The sequence below is a fragment of the Streptococcus koreensis genome (assembly GCF_003627135.1).
GTDB classification, from domain to species: Bacteria; Bacillota; Bacilli; order Lactobacillales; family Streptococcaceae; genus Streptococcus; species Streptococcus ilei.
Genome location: NZ_CP032620.1, coordinates 387,667 through 405,637, shown reverse-complemented (window position 1 = coordinate 405,637; position 17,971 = coordinate 387,667). Strand labels below are relative to the sequence as shown.

Genomic DNA, 17,971 nt, shown 5'->3' with positions numbered 1-17,971 from the left:
TTATGAAAAAAATATGGTTAGCAACACTTTTGAAATTCTATGCCTATATCATGGTCGGGATTATCACGACCTTAGGTGTGACGGTTTCTTTGATTTATTGGCATAATCAGAAGGCAGAGACAGATCGAATCGCTCAGTTGATTTCCTCTCGCTTGACTGCTGAGGTAGAGGATATTTATAAGAGATCTTCTCAATGGGGGAAGAGTCTGGTTGAAAATCCAGCCAAACTTGAAGGTGTTTATAAATATTTTTCCTTGACACCTTCTGAATACGAAAGTTGGCGACTGGATCATTATTTTTCCAACTATATTCAAGTCTCCCTGCACCGCAATGTTGAGACTCTTTACTTGGAACACGACGCCCTGGATGAAATTGATTTGGTGTTAAATGACTACACAACGGTCTTTGTCTCCAGTAAAAGTAAAAAAGGAGGGCAACAAGTTCCAGCGGATCAATACGTGGCTAGTTCACAAGCAATCCCAGTCTCCTTGACGGATGTTACGACTGGCGAAAATATTGGACTGGCTTACATTAAAATCAATCCAGCACTTTTGGATTCTGTCGTCGACAATATTCAAGACACGATTCCAGTTGCCGTCCAGATTTATAATCCCTTGGGGAAGGTTTTTTACCACAGGGGAGACATCAATCCAGAAGATCATAGTCAGTGGATTGTGCGGGATACTGCTTACGGTTATCAAATCTGGGTTGGGATTCCGACCTCTTACACGGTTCGAACAGCCTTATTTAGTTTTACCTGGATGATTTCGGTCGCCTTAATCCTGGTCTTAGTCTTGTATCTCTTGCTTCAACGAATTTTCCGTAATTACCAAAGACAAGTGTTGGATTTGGTAGATACCATGGAAGCCATCAGCCAGGGGGACTCTGAGCGACGGATCAATGTGGATACCAAAGAGCAGGAACTCCTCCTAGTTGCAGAAATGACCAATACCATGTTGGACAATATGGACAAGTCTATTCGGGATATCTATCAGCTACAACTGAGCCAAAAAGATGCCAATATGAAGGCCTTACAAGCGCAGATTAATCCGCATTTCATGTATAATACCATGGAGTTTATTCGCATGTATGCAGTCATGCAGGATCAAGAAGAATTAGCCGATATTATTTACGAATTTAGCAGTCTCCTTCGAAACAATATTTCAGAGGAGAAAGAGACGACCATCGAAAATGAGTTGGAATTTTGTAGAAAATACAGCTATCTCTGTATGGTGCGCTATCCAAAATCAATTGCCTATGGCTTTAAAATTGAACCCGGTCTGGAAGAGATGGTTATTCCGAAGTTTACTCTTCAGCCGCTAGTGGAAAATTATTTTGTTCATGGAGTTGATCACAAACGCAAGGACAATGTCATTAGTATCAAAGTCCGTCGTGTTGGAGAAGCTGTGGAGATTCGTGTTCAAGACAACGGGAGAGGAATGGAACCGAACCAGTTGCAACGGATCCAACAAATATTGAGTCATAGGGATCCTCGAGAAGAAGTAGAAGAGAGTAAGGAACGACAATCAATTGGGATTGTCAATGTCCACGAGCGTTTCCTTCTCTACTTTGGGGATCGTTACCACATTCAAATTACATCAGAAAAAGGAAAAGGTGTCCTCTATACGATTACCATCGAGGACACTTAAGAGGAAGAAATCGTGTATAAAGTCTTATTGGTTGACGATGAATATATGATTACTGAGGGGTTGAAAAAACTGATTCCCTTTGAAAAATGGGACATGGAGGTTGTGTACACAGCAGAGGATGCGGATCAGGCCTTGGCTTATGTTGCGGATTATCCAGTAGATATCGTGATTACGGATGTCAATATGCCAGGAAAAACTGGTCTGGAAATGATTGATCAAATGCAGTCCATTCTTCCCCATGCAGCTTATATCATTATGTCAGGTTACCAAGATTTTGCTTATGTAAAAAAAGCCTTAAACCTCCGGGTAGCAGACTATCTGTTAAAGCCTGTCAATAAGGTGGAGTTGGGGAATATCCTAGAAAAATTATCTCAAACTCTGAAAAACCCAGATCAAGAGACGGCCAATCGGCTCCTTCATGAAGATTGGTCAGAAGAAGAGTTTGAGCAGGCCATCCGAGGAAGAAAGCAACTCTGGATTGGAGTGGATAAGGAAAGGAAAGGCTTTGCCAGTTCGTCTTATCAGGTCTTGGGACAAAATCTTCAACTCTATCTTTCAGATGAGGATGAGGGGGCTTTCCTACAGCGTCGTTTCCAAGCACCTTATAAGGAACATTTTCAACAATTTAAAGAGCTTGTTGAACGAAGTCTATTTTATGGGGATCTCCCTTTGGAAGAAGAAGATGGCGTCTTTAATTACTACGAACCCATCTACCGTGTCATCATCCAGGGGAATATCCAACAGATTTTAGAGGAGTTGAACTGGTTGGAAGAAACCGTGAAAAGCCATACTCCAAAAGTGGCGATAGCCAAGCAACTCTTTATTCAGTTCATTATGGATGTCTTTCATTTATTTGAACACTTGCATGGAGATGACCTGACAGAAGTTGTGAAAACTGTTCATGAGACAACGACTTTCGAGGATCTTGTTACCTGCGTTCGGAACCAATTGGAGAATTTCTTCTCTCAATATCGAATGAACAATAATGTGGCGACTGTCTTGGAAGTTATCGGACGTGACTATCGGAAGGAACTGTCGCTCAAGGATATCAGCAAAGATCTCTATATCAATCCCGTTTATTTAGGACAATTGATTAAACGTGAGACCAATTCCACCTTTGCTGAGCTCTTGAATAAACAACGGATCAAAGCGGCCCAACAGTTACTTTTATCCACAACTGAAAGTATTGAAGATATTTGCTATGAAGTAGGCTACAGTAATGTCGGTTACTTTTACAAGGTTTTCCGCAAGTTGTGTGGCAAGTCGCCCAAAGCCTACCGTCAACAAATCGGCGTAGAGGAAAGTGACTAATCTATAAACATAAAAAAAGACCCTCCATTTGTCAATCAATGGAGGGTGTTTGTTAGTTGTTTCTTCCAACCAAAATAGTGGCAGAAATAGTGATGTGAGTCAAATCGCTCCAGTCGATTTGAGATGCATCGACATGAAAGAGGAGAGGCGTCATGCTCAGAAGAGCCTCCCGCAATGCTGGTGTGAGTTCGAAAGTTTCCTGGCAATGGAGGCTTTGTTCAACCGTAAAATGATCAGAGAAATGTTGAATAATCTGCTCATTGGAATAATCGGCCTGATCGAGGTGCTCCTTAACCTTCTGACGAATTTCTTGCAGATGGCTTGCTGTTGGGATGACCTTGATAAGGCGACCGTCTGGGGCCAGGACCCGTTTAAATTCCTGATAGTTCGCTGGCGAAAAGATGTCTAGAAGAAGGTCCATACTCTGGTCTAAAAGAGGGAGGCGAGCTAGGTCCCCGACAAACCACTTGACCTTCCATTCATGGTCGCTCTTAGCAGCTAGCTGGATCGATTCCTTAGACAAATCGAAGGCGTAAAAGGAATGGTCTGGATACCGTTCTTGCAAGCTGCGAGAATAGTACCCTTCCCCGCAACCAATATCTAAAATGTTAGATGGATGGTCCAGTGGAGACAAGCATTCTGATAGGGTAGTAAGGATATGGTCGTAGAAGCCGTTCTCTAAAACTAGTTGCCGGTTTTGGAAACTCTCCTTGTCATAGTCCTTAGAGGACTTCACTTGTGGAGCCAAGTTCACATAGCCAAACTTAGCAAGATCAAAGGAGTGGCGGTTGGGACAAGTCAAGCTTTGTTGGACCAGGTCAAGGGCTTCCTGACAGATGGGACAGGCAAAAGCTGTTGCGGTCTGAAATCGTTGTAATTTTGGTTTGATCGTCATGATACTTCTAGTGTACCAAAAAACCTCTGAAAGTCATAGTTTCAGAGGTCTTCTTTTTAATAAGTCAAGACAAAGTATTTTTTCTTCCCACGGCGGATAACAGTGAGTTCGTTCTCTAACTTATCTGCATCACTTAAGACATAGTCAAGGTCTTGGATGCGGTCACCGTTGACGTAGATAGCTCCGTTTTGTACGTCTTCACGGGCTTGGCGTTTTGAGTTAACTACGCCAGATGATACGAGCAATTCTACGATGTTGTGGTTTTCGTCTGCTTGTACTTGGTAGTTTGGCACACCACGAAGTCCTTGTTTGAGTTCTTTGACAGAAAGGCTTTTGATGTTTCCTGCAAAGAGTTGCTCAGTGATGTTAAGGGCTTCTTTGTAGGCTTCTTCTCCGTGAACCAGAGTCACGACTTCACGAGCAAGGACTTTTTGAGCCAAGCGTTCGTGTGGAGCTGCTTCGAATTGTTTGCGGATTTCTTCAATCTCATCCAGTGACAAGAAGGTAAAGATTTTCAAGAAGCGAACTGCGTCAGCGTCCATGACGTTCATCCAGAATTGGTACATTTCGTATGGAGAAGTCTTTTCTGGGTTGAGCCAAACAGCATTCCCTTCAGATTTACCGAATTTCTTACCAGTTGCATCTGTGATGAGGGGCACAGTGATAACGTGACCAGTCTTGTCAGCCTTCCGACGAAGCAACTCAGTACCAGCTGTCATATTTCCCCATTGGTCAGAACCACCGATTTGCAGAGTGACATTGTGGTCTTGGTTGAGGACAAAGAAGTCGTAGCCTTGCATGATTTGGTAGGCAAATTCAGTGTAAGAAATCCCTGTTTCAATTCGTTTCTTCACAGATTCCTTGCTCATCATGTAGTTGACAGTAAAGTATTTTCCGATGTCGCGAAGGAAGTCAATGAAGCTGATGCTGCCAAACCAGTCATAGTTGTTGACCATGACAGCCTTGTTTTCCCCATTTTCAAAATCTAAGAAACGAGACAATTGCCCTTGGATAGAAGTGACCCAACCGTCTACAGTCTCCTTAGTTTGTAAACTGCGCTCGGCATCTTTGAAAGAAGGGTCTCCAATGAGTCCGGTCGCACCACCGACAAGCGCATAAGGTTTGTGGCCTGCCAATTGTAAGCGACGACTGGTCAAGATTGCAACAAGGTGCCCAAGGTGCAAACTATCAGCAGTTGGATCGTAGCCAGTATAATACGATACTTGTCCTTCTTCTAGGGCTTTACGCAAAGCATCTTCGTCAGTCGTTTGGAAAATCAAACCACGTTCTTTTAGCTCATCAAAAATGTGCATCGTTCTCTCCTTTTCTAAGCTACTGGCCAGATCGATGAAAACAGTCCAGTATCTGTATGGTTTCTCTCTATTTTACCATAATGACTTGAAATAGCAATGAATGGACGAAAAAAATCCAATTGGAAACAGTGTTCTCAACTTTAGGAATTGAAAAGAAAGTAGTCCATTTGGTATAATAGGAAGGACAAGGAGAAATAGAGTGAGTCAAATGAGAGAATTTTTTACAAAGTGCGGGAAGAAAATAAAAGGCTTCTTTGCCAAAATGACTGTTGAAGTCAATGAGAAAGAAGACAAGGAGGGCTGGTCATTAGGAGATTTCGTAGCGACAGTTCTCCGAACCATGAAGCTCCTTTGGGATGTGCTACTAGTGTTTGCTTTAGGTGGTCTCTTGTTTGGTGCAGGGATTGCGATTGGCTATGCGGCCAGTCTATTTAATGCGACAGAAACACCGGATCCAACACAGCTGGTTCAACAAGTACGAAACATTTCCAGTGTTTCAAAGATTTCCTACTCAGATGGGAGTGTCATTTCTGATATTGATAGTGACCTCATTCGGATTCCTGTTCAAAAGGATGCGATTTCGGACAATGTCAAAAAGGCTGTCATTGCCACAGAGGATGAGAATTTTAACAGCCATAACGGAGTTGTTCCAAAAGCAGTAATCCGGGCTACCTTGGGTTCAGTTGCTGGAGTAGGTTCCTCTAGTGGGGGTTCGACTTTGACCCAACAGTTGATCAAACAACAAGTTGTGGGAGATGCACCGACCTTCTCACGGAAAGCTGCGGAGATTATCGATGCCCTTGCTCTTGAGCGGGTGATGGATAAGGACGAGATTTTAACGACCTACCTCAATGTATCTCCATTTGGTCGAAACAACCGTGGACAAAATATTGCTGGAGTAGAAGCGGCAGCTCAAGGGATTTTTGGAGTTTCTGCCAAAGACTTGACCATTCCACAGGCAGCCTTTATTGCTGGTTTGCCACAGAGCCCAATTGTCTACTCACCTTATGCTTCTGATGGAAGTCTCAAAACTCCAGAAAATCAAGCTTTAGGCTTGGATCGGGCAAAGGATGTCTTGTACAATATGTATCGGACAGGGGCTATCACTAAGGAAGAGTACAACCAATATAGTCAATATGATTTAAGTAAGGATTTCCTTCCGTCAAATGGCATCGAGAAGACGCCACACGACTACTTGTATTTCCAAGCCGTCAGTGAAGCGGAAGAAGCCATGTATGAGTATTTAATCAAGAGAGACAACGTCTCTAGCCACGACCTAAAAAACAATTCGACCGTTAAATCTTATCAAGAGTTGGCGAAGAAAGAATTGAGAGAGGGTGGCTATACGGTCCAAACCACTATTAACAAAGCTATCTACAATGCCATGCAAGAAGCAGTTGCCAATTATGGAGGTATCTTGGACGATGGAACGGGTACGGTAGAAGTAGGGAATGTCCTTATGGACAACCGAACAGGGGCTATTCTTGGCTTTGTCGGGGGACGGAATTTTGACGGGAATCAAAATAACCATGCTTTTGACACGGAGCGTTCTCCAGGGTCTACCATTAAACCCTTGCTGGCCTATGGGATTGCCATTGACCAAGGCTTGATGGGAAGCAATAGTATCCTCTCTAATTACCCAACCAACTTCTCTAGTGGAGAGCCAATTATGCACGTGGATAACCGAGGGACTGGGATGATGGACCTCCGAGAGGCCCTCAACACCTCATGGAATATCCCAGCTTATTGGACCTATCGTACTCTTCGTGAAAAGGGTGTCGATGTCCCAGGATATATGGAAAAAATGGGCTACGACATCGCTGAGTATGGGATTGAAAGTCTGCCAATGGGAGGCGGAATCGAAGTAAGCGTTGCTCAACATACAAATGGTTATCAAACCCTTGCCAATAATGGGAATTACCAAAAGCGCTACATGATTGAAAAAATCATGGATCGAGATGGGAAAGTTGTTTACCAGCACGAAAGCAAGCCAACACGGGTTTATTCAGCAGCGGCTGCGACCATCATGCAAGATCTGTTAAGAGGGGTCATCAGTTCTGGTGCGACTACAACCTTTAAGAGCCGGATCAGCCAGGTCAATCCAACCCTTGCAAACGCTGATTGGATTGGAAAAACCGGAACTACCAATGAGAATGGAGATATGTGGCTCATGCTTTCTACTCCAAATCTCACCTTAGGTGGCTGGATTGGACACGATAACAATGCTTCCATGGCTCCGTTGACAGGATACAATAATAACGCAAGTTACATGGCCTATTTAGCAAATGCCATCTATCAGGCGGATCCAAATGCTTGGGGAGTGCAAGACCGCTTCACTCTAGATAGCAGTGTCATTTCATCTACTGTTTTGAAATCTACTGGACAACGACCTGGTCGTGTCAATGTCAATGGTCGTGATATCGATGTGTCAGGTGCAACGGTTACGAGCTATTGGGCTAAAAATGGCGCTCCACAAACGACCTATCGGTTCGCGATTGGTGGATCAGATAGTGATTATGCTAGTGCCTGGGCTGGAATCTTAGGCGGTTCAGGGGGGACTTCCAATGGAAATCGAAATACCAACCGGACAAGCAATTCGAACACGACAAGTAGTTCAAACACGACAAGTAGTTCGAACACGACAAGCAGTTCATCATCTAGTGGTCAAAACCGATAAAAATAATGAGGGGCAATACCATAAAATCGTTTTCATGTCTAGAGAAAACCTTGTGTTTTTTGTGAAAATACGATATAATAAGAACAAGTAATTTGTCGTGCGCTTTATTTGAAATATTGTCCAAATAGAAGCTTACAGCAGTTAAATCAAACTTTATAAAAGTCGATTTAGCTGCTCTTTTTGTGCCTATTTTTAGAAAAAACTGGGTTTGTCACACAAACTTAATCTTTCTAAAAATTCCAAAAAGGATAAATGATACGGAGGAGATTTCTTCTCACGTGATGTAGATCACACCCCCTTCATAACATCGTTTCGACTGGATGAGAACTATTCTGATGTAGTCAAAAGCGATCTAGAAACCGGATCTTCAGAGAGGGGCTTCCCCTAGCTGGTATCCTAGTATAGAAAAAGGAGTTAAAACTTTGGCAGGACATGACGTTCAATACGGGAAACATCGGACCCGTCGTAGTTTTTCAAGAATCAAAGAAGTTCTTGATTTACCAAATTTGATTGAAATCCAAACGGATTCATTTAAAGATTTTCTGGATCATGGTTTGAAAGAAGTTTTCGAAGATGTATTGCCAATTTCGAACTTCACCGACACAATGGAGTTGGAATTTGTCGGCTATGAGATCAGAGAACCAAAGTATACCTTGGAAGAAGCACGTATCCATGATGCGAGTTATTCTGCTCCAATCTTTGTAACCTTCCGCTTGGTTAACAAGGAAACAGGAGAAATTAAAACTCAAGAAGTTTTCTTTGGTGATTTCCCAATCATGACTGAGATGGGGACCTTTATCATCAATGGTGGAGAGCGGATCATCGTATCCCAGCTCGTTCGTTCACCAGGTGTCTACTTCAATGATAAAGTGGACAAGAATGGTAAGGTTGGCTATGGATCAACGGTTATTCCGAACCGTGGAGCTTGGCTAGAACTTGAAACAGACTCAAAAGATATTGCTTACACTCGTATTGACCGTACGCGTAAGATTCCATTTACGACCTTGGTTCGTGCCCTTGGTTTCTCTGGTGATGATGAGATTTTTGATATCTTTGGGGATAGCGAATTGGTTCGCAACACTGTCGAGAAAGATATTCATAAGAACCCAATGGATTCACGAACAGATGAAGCCCTCAAAGAAATTTATGAGCGTCTTCGTCCAGGTGAGCCAAAAACAGCGGAAAGCTCACGTAGCTTGTTAGTAGCCCGTTTCTTTGACCCACGTCGTTATGACTTGGCACCAGTTGGTCGTTACAAGATCAACAAGAAACTCAATATCAAGAACCGCTTGTTGAACCAAACAATCGCAGAACCATTGGTAGATGCTGAAACAGGCGAAATCCTTGTAGAAGCTGGAACAGTGATGACGCGCGACGTCATCGACAGCATCTCAGAACATTTGGACGGTGACTTGAACAAGATTGTCTACACTCCAAATGATTCAGCAGTCTTGACAGAACCAGTCGTTCTTCAAAAATTCAAAGTTGTGGCGCCTACTGATCCAGACCGCGTTGTCACTATCATCGGCAATGCTAATCCAGATGATAAGGTTCGTACCATCACTCCAGCCGATATCCTTGCTGAGATGAGCTACTTCCTTAACTTGGCTGAAGGTCTTGGCCGTGTCGATGATATCGACCACCTTGGAAACCGTCGGATCCGTGCGGTTGGTGAATTGCTTGCTAACCAAGTGCGTCTTGGACTTTCACGGATGGAACGTAATGTCCGTGAACGCATGTCTGTTCAAGATAACGAAGTATTAACACCGCAACAAATCATCAACATTCGTCCAGTGACTGCAGCGATTAAAGAATTTTTTGGTTCTTCACAATTGTCCCAGTTCATGGACCAACACAACCCACTTTCTGAGTTGTCCCACAAACGTCGTTTGTCAGCCTTAGGGCCTGGTGGTTTGACACGTGACCGCGCTGGATATGAAGTCCGTGACGTGCACTACACTCACTATGGTCGTATGTGTCCAATCGAAACACCTGAAGGACCAAACATCGGTTTGATTAATAACTTGTCTTCATATGGACACTTGAACAAGTATGGTTTCATCCAAACACCATACCGTAAAGTAGACCGTGAAAAAGGTGTGGTGACTAACGAAATCGTTTGGTTGACAGCTGATGAAGAAGATGAGTACATCGTAGCACAGTCCAACTCTAAGTTGAATGAAAAAGGTGGTTTTGCCGAGCCAATCGTTATGGGGCGTCACCGTGGTAACAACCAAGAGTTCCCATCTGATCAAGTCGACTACATGGACGTATCTCCAAAACAAGTAGTTGCCGTTGCGACAGCATGTATTCCTTTCTTGGAAAACGATGACTCCAACCGTGCCCTTATGGGTGCCAACATGCAGCGTCAGGCTGTACCATTGATTGATCCAAAAGCGCCTTACGTGGGTACTGGTATGGAATACCAAGCAGCCCATGACTCAGGAGCTGCAGTCATTGCCCAACACGATGGTAAGGTTACTTATGCGGATGCAGACAAGGTAGAAGTTCGTCGGGAAGATGGATCCCTTGATGTTTACCACATCCAAAAATTCCGTCGTTCAAACTCAGGTACTGCCTACAACCAACGTACCCTTGTGAAAGTTGGCGATGTCGTTGAAAAAGGTGACTTTATCGCAGATGGTCCATCTATGGAAAAAGGGGAAATGGCCCTTGGTCAAAACCCAATCGTTGCCTACATGACTTGGGAAGGCTACAACTTCGAGGATGCCGTTATCATGAGCGAACGCTTGGTCAAAGAAGATGTCTACACATCTGTTCACTTGGAAGAATTCGAATCAGAAACGCGCGATACCAAGTTAGGCCCTGAAGAAATCACTCGTGAAATTCCAAACGTAGGGGAAGATGCCCTCAGAAACCTTGATGAAATGGGAATTATCCGTATTGGTGCGGAAGTGAAAGAAGGCGATATCTTAGTTGGTAAGGTCACACCGAAGGGTGAGAAAGACCTTTCTGCTGAAGAACGTCTCCTCCACGCCATCTTTGGAGATAAATCTCGTGAAGTGCGTGATACATCCCTTCGTGTTCCTCACGGTGGAGATGGAGTCGTTCGCGATGTCAAGATCTTTACGCGTGCAAACGGAGATGAATTGCAATCTGGTGTGAACATGTTGGTTCGTGTTTACATCGCACAAAAACGCAAGATCCGCGTCGGAGATAAGATGGCCGGTCGTCACGGAAACAAAGGGGTTGTTTCTCGTATTGTTCCTGTTGAAGACATGCCATATCTTCCAGATGGTACACCGGTTGATATCATGTTGAACCCACTTGGGGTGCCATCACGTATGAATATCGGTCAGGTTATGGAACTTCACCTTGGTATGGCAGCTCGTAACTTGGGCATCCACATCGCAACACCAGTCTTTGACGGAGCAAGCTCAGAAGACCTCTGGGATACTGTTCGTGAAGCAGGTATGGATAGCGATGCTAAGACCATTCTTTACGATGGCCGTACAGGTGAGCCATTTGACAACCGTGTTTCTGTCGGTGTCATGTACATGATCAAGCTTCACCACATGGTTGATGATAAACTCCATGCTCGTTCTGTCGGACCATACTCAATGGTTACCCAACAACCACTCGGAGGTAAAGCTCAGTTTGGTGGACAACGTTTCGGGGAAATGGAAGTTTGGGCCCTTGAGGCTTATGGTGCGTCTAATGTCCTTCAAGAAATCTTGACCTACAAGTCAGATGATGTCAACGGACGTTTGAAAGCTTATGAAGCGATTACCAAAGGAAAACCAATTCCAAAACCAGGTGTGCCAGAGTCCTTCCGAGTACTCGTGAAAGAATTGCAATCACTTGGATTGGATATGCGTGTCCTAGATGAAGATGACAAAGAAGTTGAACTTCGCGACCTTGACGAAGGGGAAGACGACGATGTTATCCACGTAGATGATCTAGAAAAAGCACGTGAAAAAGCAGCTAAGGAAGCTCGCGCAGCTTTCGAAGCTGAAGGGAAAGAAGATTAATAAAATATGTAGTTCAAGAGAGTAGAAAGCCTGAGAAGGTTGTCTATCTCGAAGCTTTAGGCTTGAAGGTGTGAAGGAAAGTCCTTCTCACCTTCACAAAAAGCAAAAGAACATACAATCGATAATGAACATAAAGAAAGGTAAGAAATAGTGGTTGATGTAAATCGTTTTAAAAGTATGCAAATCACCCTAGCTTCTCCAAGCAAGGTCCGTTCATGGTCTTATGGAGAGGTCAAGAAACCTGAAACAATCAACTACCGTACATTGAAACCAGAACGTGAAGGTCTCTTTGATGAAGTCATCTTTGGTCCTACAAAAGACTGGGAATGTGCGTGTGGAAAATACAAACGAATCCGTTACAAAGGGATTGTTTGTGACCGCTGTGGTGTGGAAGTAACACGTGCCAAGGTTCGTCGTGAACGAATGGGGCATATCGAGTTGAAAGCTCCTGTATCACACATCTGGTACTTCAAAGGAATCCCTTCTCGTATGGGATTGACCTTGGACATGAGTCCTCGTGCCCTTGAAGAAGTCATCTACTTCGCAGCTTACGTGGTTATCGATCCAAAAGATACACCGCTTGAGCACAAATCCATCATGACAGAACGCGAATACCGTGAACGCTTGCGTGAATACGGACCAGGTTCCTTTGTTGCCAAGATGGGGGCAGAAGCGATCCAAGACCTCTTGAAACAAGTGGATTTGGAAGCTGAAATTGCTGTCTTGAAAGAAGAATTGAAGACTGCAACTGGTCAAAAACGTGTGAAGGCTGTTCGCCGTTTGGATGTCTTAGATGCCTTCTACAAATCTGGAAACAAACCAGAATGGATGGTTCTCAACATCCTTCCTGTTATTCCACCAGATCTTCGTCCGATGGTCCAATTGGATGGTGGCCGTTTTGCTGCCTCTGACTTGAACGACCTTTACCGTCGTGTGATCAACCGGAACAACCGTTTGGCTCGTTTGCTTGAGTTGAATGCTCCTGGTATCATTGTGCAAAACGAAAAACGGATGCTTCAAGAAGCGGTTGACGCTTTGATTGACAATGGCCGTCGAGGTCGTCCGATCACAGGACCAGGTAGCCGTCCACTTAAATCATTGAGCCACATGCTCAAAGGGAAACAAGGACGCTTCCGTCAAAACTTGCTCGGGAAACGGGTAGACTTCTCAGGACGTTCCGTTATCGCCGTTGGTCCAACCCTTAAGATGTACCAATGTGGTGTGCCACGTGAAATGGCCATCGAGCTTTTCAAACCATTTGTCATGCGTGAAATCGTTGCGCGTGATATCGTGCAAAACGTCAAAGCAGCTAAACGCTTGGTGGAACGTGGCGATGAGCGTATCTGGGATATCCTAGAAGAAGTCATCAAAGAACACCCAGTTCTCTTGAACCGCGCACCGACCCTCCACCGCCTGGGGATCCAAGCCTTCGAGCCAGTCTTGATTGACGGGAAAGCTCTTCGCTTGCACCCACTTGTCTGTGAAGCCTACAACGCCGACTTTGACGGTGACCAAATGGCCATCCACGTACCGCTTTCAGAAGAAGCCCAAGCAGAAGCCCGTATCTTGATGCTGGCTGCTGAGCACATCTTGAACCCGAAAGATGGTAAACCAGTTGTTACCCCATCTCAGGATATGGTCTTGGGGAACTACTACCTTACTATGGAAGAAGCTGGTCGTGAAGGCGAAGGAATGGTCTTCAAAGACCGTGATGAAGCGGTCATGGCCCTTCGCAATGGTTATGTTCACTTGCATACACGTGTCGGAATTGCGACGGATAGCTTGAACAAACCATGGACAGAAGCTCAACAACACAAGATTCTCTTGACAACGGTTGGTAAGATTCTCTTTAACGATATCATGCCTGCAGAACTTCCATACCTCCAAGAGCCAAATAATGCCAACTTGACAGAAGGTGTTCCAGCTAAGTACTTCTTGGAGCCTGGTCAAGATGTCAAAGTGGCGATTGAGCAATTGGAATTAAACGTTCCATTCAAGAAGAAAAATCTTGGAAATATCATCGCGGAAATCTTCAAACGCTTCCGTACAACAGAAACATCTGCTTTCTTGGACCGTTTGAAAGACTTAGGTTACCACCACTCAACCCTTGCTGGTTTGACAGTGGGGATTGCCGATATTCCAGTTGTTGAAGATAAGGCTGAAATCATTGAAGAATCTCACAAACGTGTAGAACAAATCACCAAACAGTTCCGTCGCGGGATGATTACAGATGATGAGCGTTACAATGCCGTTACAGCTGAATGGCGTGCAGCCCGTGAGAAATTGGAAAAACGCTTGGTAGATAACCAAGATCCGAAGAACCCAATCGTTATGATGATGGACTCTGGAGCTCGTGGTAACATCTCAAACTTCTCACAGCTTGCCGGTATGCGTGGTTTGATGGCTGCTCCAAACGGACGGATTATGGAATTGCCGATCCTTTCAAACTTCCGCGAAGGTTTGTCAGTACTTGAAATGTTCTTCTCTACTCACGGTGCTCGTAAAGGGATGACCGATACGGCCCTCAAGACAGCCGACTCAGGTTACTTGACACGTCGTTTGGTTGACGTTGCCCAAGACGTCATTATCCGTGAGGATGACTGTGGAACTGACCGTGGACTCGTGATCCGTGCGATTACCGATGGCAAAGAAATGATTGAACCATTGGAAGAGCGTTTAACAGGTCGTTATACGAAGAAATCTGTCAAACATCCTGAAACAGGTGCAGTCATTGTTGGTCCAGATACTTTGATTTCAGAAGACCTAGCACGTGAAATTGTCAATGCTGGTGTTGAAGAAGTCACTATCCGTTCTGTCTTTACATGTAACACCCGCCATGGTGTCTGCCGTCACTGTTACGGTATCAACTTGGCGACTGGTGATGCAGTTGAAGTTGGTGAAGCAGTCGGAACCATCGCAGCCCAATCTATCGGGGAACCTGGTACACAGCTTACAATGCGTACCTTCCACACGGGTGGGGTTGCCTCAAATACCGATATCACGCAAGGTCTTCCTCGTGTCCAAGAAATCTTTGAAGCCCGCAATCCGAAGGGGGAAGCGGTCATCACTGAGGTCAAAGGGGAAGTCACAGCCATTGAAGAAGATGCTTCTACACGTACCAAGAAAGTCTTTGTTCGTGGTGCGACTGGTGAGGGAGAATACGTTGTCCCTTACACAGCCCGCATGAAAGTCGAAGTGGGAGATCAAGTCTCTCGTGGTGCAGCATTGACAGAAGGTTCTATCCAACCAAAACGTCTCCTTGCCGTTCGTGATGTCTTGTCTGTTGAAACTTACCTCCTTGCGGAAGTACAAAAAGTATACCGTAGCCAAGGGGTAGAAATCGGCGACAAACACATCGAGGTAATGGTGCGTCAAATGATCCGTAAGGTTCGTGTTATGGATCCAGGAGATACAGACCTTCTCATGGGTACCCTCATGGATATTACAGACTTTACAGATGCTAACCGTGATGTGGTCATTTCCGGTGGGGTTCCTGCAACGGCTCGTCCAGTCCTTATGGGTATCACCAAGGCCTCTCTTGAAACCAATAGTTTCTTGTCAGCGGCTTCCTTCCAGGAAACAACTCGTGTCCTCACTGACGCAGCGATTCGCGGTAAGAAAGACCATCTCCTTGGACTCAAGGAAAATGTTATCATTGGTAAGATTATTCCTGCTGGTACAGGTATGGCTCGTTATCGTAACTTGGAACCACAAGCAGTCAATGAAGTCGAAATTATCGAAGAAGTTCCTGTTACAGAAGAAGCAACTGAAACTGTTGAATCAATTGTAGTGGAAGAAAATTAATCCTAAAAGAAGCTTTACTGATTTTCAGTAGGGCTTCTTTTTATGCCTAAAAATAACCATATGGTCACCGCTTTTTCCTATAATATCAGTTTAAAAATATGCGCAAAAATAAATATATATTTAAAATAATGAATATTTTAGTAATGAAAATGAAACTTCATAAAGGTTTGAATGTTAAAAAAAAATAGTATAAAAACCAGCTATTTCAAGGGTTTTAAGGGTTCGAAAGATTCGAATGTTACATATAAATTACAGATTATTAAAATTCGATTAAATGTATTACGAAAGCATTGAGATAGTTTGACTTTTGAAGCTATTGAAGGTAGAATGGATGGGAAAAGTGTTGTCGATTTTGTTAAAAAATTCACAAGGTTAAAAAGGTAAGATGATGAAAAAGATTAAAGTGATGGTTGTTTTTGGAACGCGCCCAGAAGCTATTAAAATGGCTCCCCTGGTTTTAGAGCTTCAAAAGCAAAGTGAGACCATTGAAACGATTACAGTAGTGACTGCTCAGCATCGTCAAATGTTAGATCAAGTGCTAGAGACCTTCCGTATTCAACCGGATTACGATCTAGATATTATGGGGAAAACCAATCTCTTCTAGATATTACGGCTAAAATCCTTGAAAAATTTGACCCAGTCGTGAAAGAAGTGCAACCGGATATGATTTTGGTCCATGGGGACACAACGACGACTTTTGCAGCCAGTCTTGTTGCTTTTTATAATCAAGTCCGTATAGGTCATGTAGAGGCGGGGCTCAGAACTTTCGATAAGTATTCGCCTTTCCCTGAGGAAATGAACCGTCAAATGACGGATAACCTAGCAGATCTCTATTTTGCCCCAACCAGTGAAAGCAAGGCCAATCTTCTCATGGAACATCATCCAGAGTCGTCCATTTTCATTACGGGGAATACGGCGATTGATGCCCTGCGATTAACCGTGCAAGAGAATTATCACCACCAGGTGCTTGATCAGTTAGATCCACAGAAGAAACTGGTCCTAGTGACCATGCACCGTCGGGAAAACCAAGGCCAACCGATGCGAGCTGTCTTTGCTGCCTTGAGAGAAATGGTAGATGCTCATCCGGAGTTGGAGGTTGTTTATCCAGTCCACCTCAGTCCGGCTGTTCAAGAGGCGGCTAAGGACATCTTAGGAGATCACGACCGTATTCATTTGATTGCTCCTTTGGACGTCTTTGATTTTCATAACCTAGCATCGAGAAGTTACTTTATTATGTCTGATTCGGGAGGAGTTCAGGAGGAGGCCCCTTCCTTAGGCAAGCCTGTCTTAGTCCTTCGGGATACGACCGAACGTCCAGAAGGTGTCAAAGCTGGAACTTTAAAATTGGTCGGAACGGATCCTGAGAGAGTGAAGGAAGAAATGACGGCTCTGTTGACGGACCATGATTTGTATCAAAAAATGGCTTCGGCCCGAAATCCATATGGAGATGGGAAGGCATCTGAGCGGATTGTTCAAGCTATTCAGCACTATTATGGACTCGTTGAAGTGGTGTCTGAATTTATAGAGGGAGAGAATTAGGAATGAAAAGAAGGAATCATTTAGGAGACTGGATGCTTATTTTGGTCGGTTTTGAATTGGCCGTCCTGCTGTACTGTCTATTCTTTGCACGTGAAATTATCATTGAGGAAGCTCTCTTTCTCGTGTTAGCCTTGTTTGCTTCTCTGGTCTTATCCAATTTGCTCCTTACCTGGACGATTTTAATTTCATTCGGTTTAGGAATTGTCTTTCTGGTAGCAGGAGTCGTGTATATCCCTGCAAACCAAGCACTGTTATTGCTTTTCTCTTTCCCTATTCTGATCGGAATACTATCAAAAATTCGCTACTACCTATTTAAAGAAGTTGCAAAGGTTCAAAATCAAGAAGAAGACGCTGAAGTTGCCTACCGTGGTTTACTGGAAAACTCAGGTGTTCAACAGGAACAGAAATTACAAGCCCTATTGATCCATTGGTCTCATGAGGAACTCTTCTATCAAATTCATCCCCGTGAGTACAATCGGACGTTGAACCAAATTCATTATCTGATTGGCCACCATCTGATCCAAGATGAGAGACTTTATTATGTTTCAGACGGCAATTTCCTAGTGCTCACCAATAGTCAGCAACGAAATTTGCAAGAATATTATCAGTTGTATTTAAAAAATCAATTAGAATCTCTGGTCTTTAAGGGAGAAGATGGCAATCAAGCCATTCAATTCCAAAAAGGCTACTTGGTAGTGGATGCGACCAATCGTACGAAATTCCATAGCTACCAGGAAGCCATTAGTAACTTGAAACGTCAACTTGAAACGGATATTATTGTGGAATATTAG

The 17,971-nt window shown here is 44.0% G+C and carries 8 protein-coding genes and 1 pseudogene; 7 read left to right on the top strand and 2 right to left on the bottom strand.

Annotated features, from left to right (window positions below; genetic code table 11):
* Positions 1 to 2: 2 nt before the first annotated feature.
* Complete coding sequence (locus tag D7D50_RS02115) at positions 3 to 1,649, top strand: sensor histidine kinase (protein ID WP_120701366.1); 1,647 nt, start codon at positions 3 to 5, stop codon at positions 1,647 to 1,649.
* A gap of 12 nt (positions 1,650 to 1,661) precedes the next feature.
* Entirely contained in the window at positions 1,662 to 2,960 is a 1,299-nt protein-coding gene (locus D7D50_RS02110; RefSeq protein ID WP_120701365.1) for a response regulator transcription factor, read from the top strand.
* Positions 2,961 to 3,012: 52 nt separating this feature from the next.
* Here the strand turns inward: D7D50_RS02110 and D7D50_RS02105 are convergent, their stop codons facing one another.
* Both D7D50_RS02105 and tyrS read right to left on the bottom strand, forming a co-directional pair.
* Complete coding sequence (locus D7D50_RS02105) at positions 3,013 to 3,855, bottom strand: methyltransferase domain-containing protein (RefSeq protein WP_120701364.1); 843 nt, start codon at positions 3,853 to 3,855, stop codon at positions 3,013 to 3,015.
* Positions 3,856 to 3,911: 56 nt separating this feature from the next.
* Entirely contained in the window at positions 3,912 to 5,168 is a 1,257-nt protein-coding gene (gene tyrS / locus D7D50_RS02100) for a tyrosine--tRNA ligase (RefSeq protein ID WP_120701363.1), read from the bottom strand.
* 208 nt (positions 5,169 to 5,376) lie between these two features.
* Between tyrS and pbp1b the strand changes: the two genes are divergently transcribed.
* From pbp1b to D7D50_RS02075, 5 genes and pseudogenes are all read left to right on the top strand, one after another.
* Positions 5,377 to 7,845 carry a penicillin-binding protein PBP1B gene (gene pbp1b / locus D7D50_RS02095; protein ID WP_418856566.1) on the top strand — a complete coding sequence of 823 codons (2,469 nt, stop codon included), beginning with the start codon at positions 5,377 to 5,379 and terminating at the stop codon, positions 7,843 to 7,845.
* Between the two features lie 422 nt (positions 7,846 to 8,267).
* Positions 8,268 to 11,837, top strand: a complete 3,570-nt coding sequence (rpoB, locus tag D7D50_RS02090; RefSeq protein WP_117744988.1) for a DNA-directed RNA polymerase subunit beta — start codon at positions 8,268 to 8,270, stop codon at positions 11,835 to 11,837.
* Positions 11,838 to 11,987: 150 nt separating this feature from the next.
* The gene (rpoC, locus tag D7D50_RS02085) at positions 11,988 to 15,641 is read left to right on the top strand and encodes a DNA-directed RNA polymerase subunit beta' (protein ID WP_120701361.1); all 3,654 of its coding nucleotides are present in this window, start codon (positions 11,988 to 11,990) and stop codon (positions 15,639 to 15,641) included.
* A gap of 388 nt (positions 15,642 to 16,029) precedes the next feature.
* A pseudogene (gene wecB / locus D7D50_RS02080) lies at positions 16,030 to 17,180 on the top strand (non-hydrolyzing UDP-N-acetylglucosamine 2-epimerase).
* A gap of 2 nt (positions 17,181 to 17,182) precedes the next feature.
* Positions 17,183 to 17,971 (top strand): hypothetical protein, encoded by a 789-nt coding sequence (locus D7D50_RS02075; protein WP_120701360.1) that lies wholly within the window; start codon positions 17,183 to 17,185, stop codon positions 17,969 to 17,971.

Coding starts and splice junctions, on each gene's coding strand:
- D7D50_RS02075 (WP_120701360.1), top strand. CDS start 17,183: ATGAAAAGAAGGAATCATTTAGGAGACTGGATGCTTATTTTGGTCGGT.
- tyrS (WP_120701363.1), bottom strand. CDS start 5,168: ATGCACATTTTTGATGAGCTAAAAGAACGTGGTTTGATTTTCCAAACG.
- D7D50_RS02115 (WP_120701366.1), top strand. CDS start 3: ATGAAAAAAATATGGTTAGCAACACTTTTGAAATTCTATGCCTATATC.
- D7D50_RS02105 (WP_120701364.1), bottom strand. CDS start 3,855: ATGACGATCAAACCAAAATTACAACGATTTCAGACCGCAACAGCTTTT.
- pbp1b (WP_418856566.1), top strand. CDS start 5,377: ATGAGAGAATTTTTTACAAAGTGCGGGAAGAAAATAAAAGGCTTCTTT.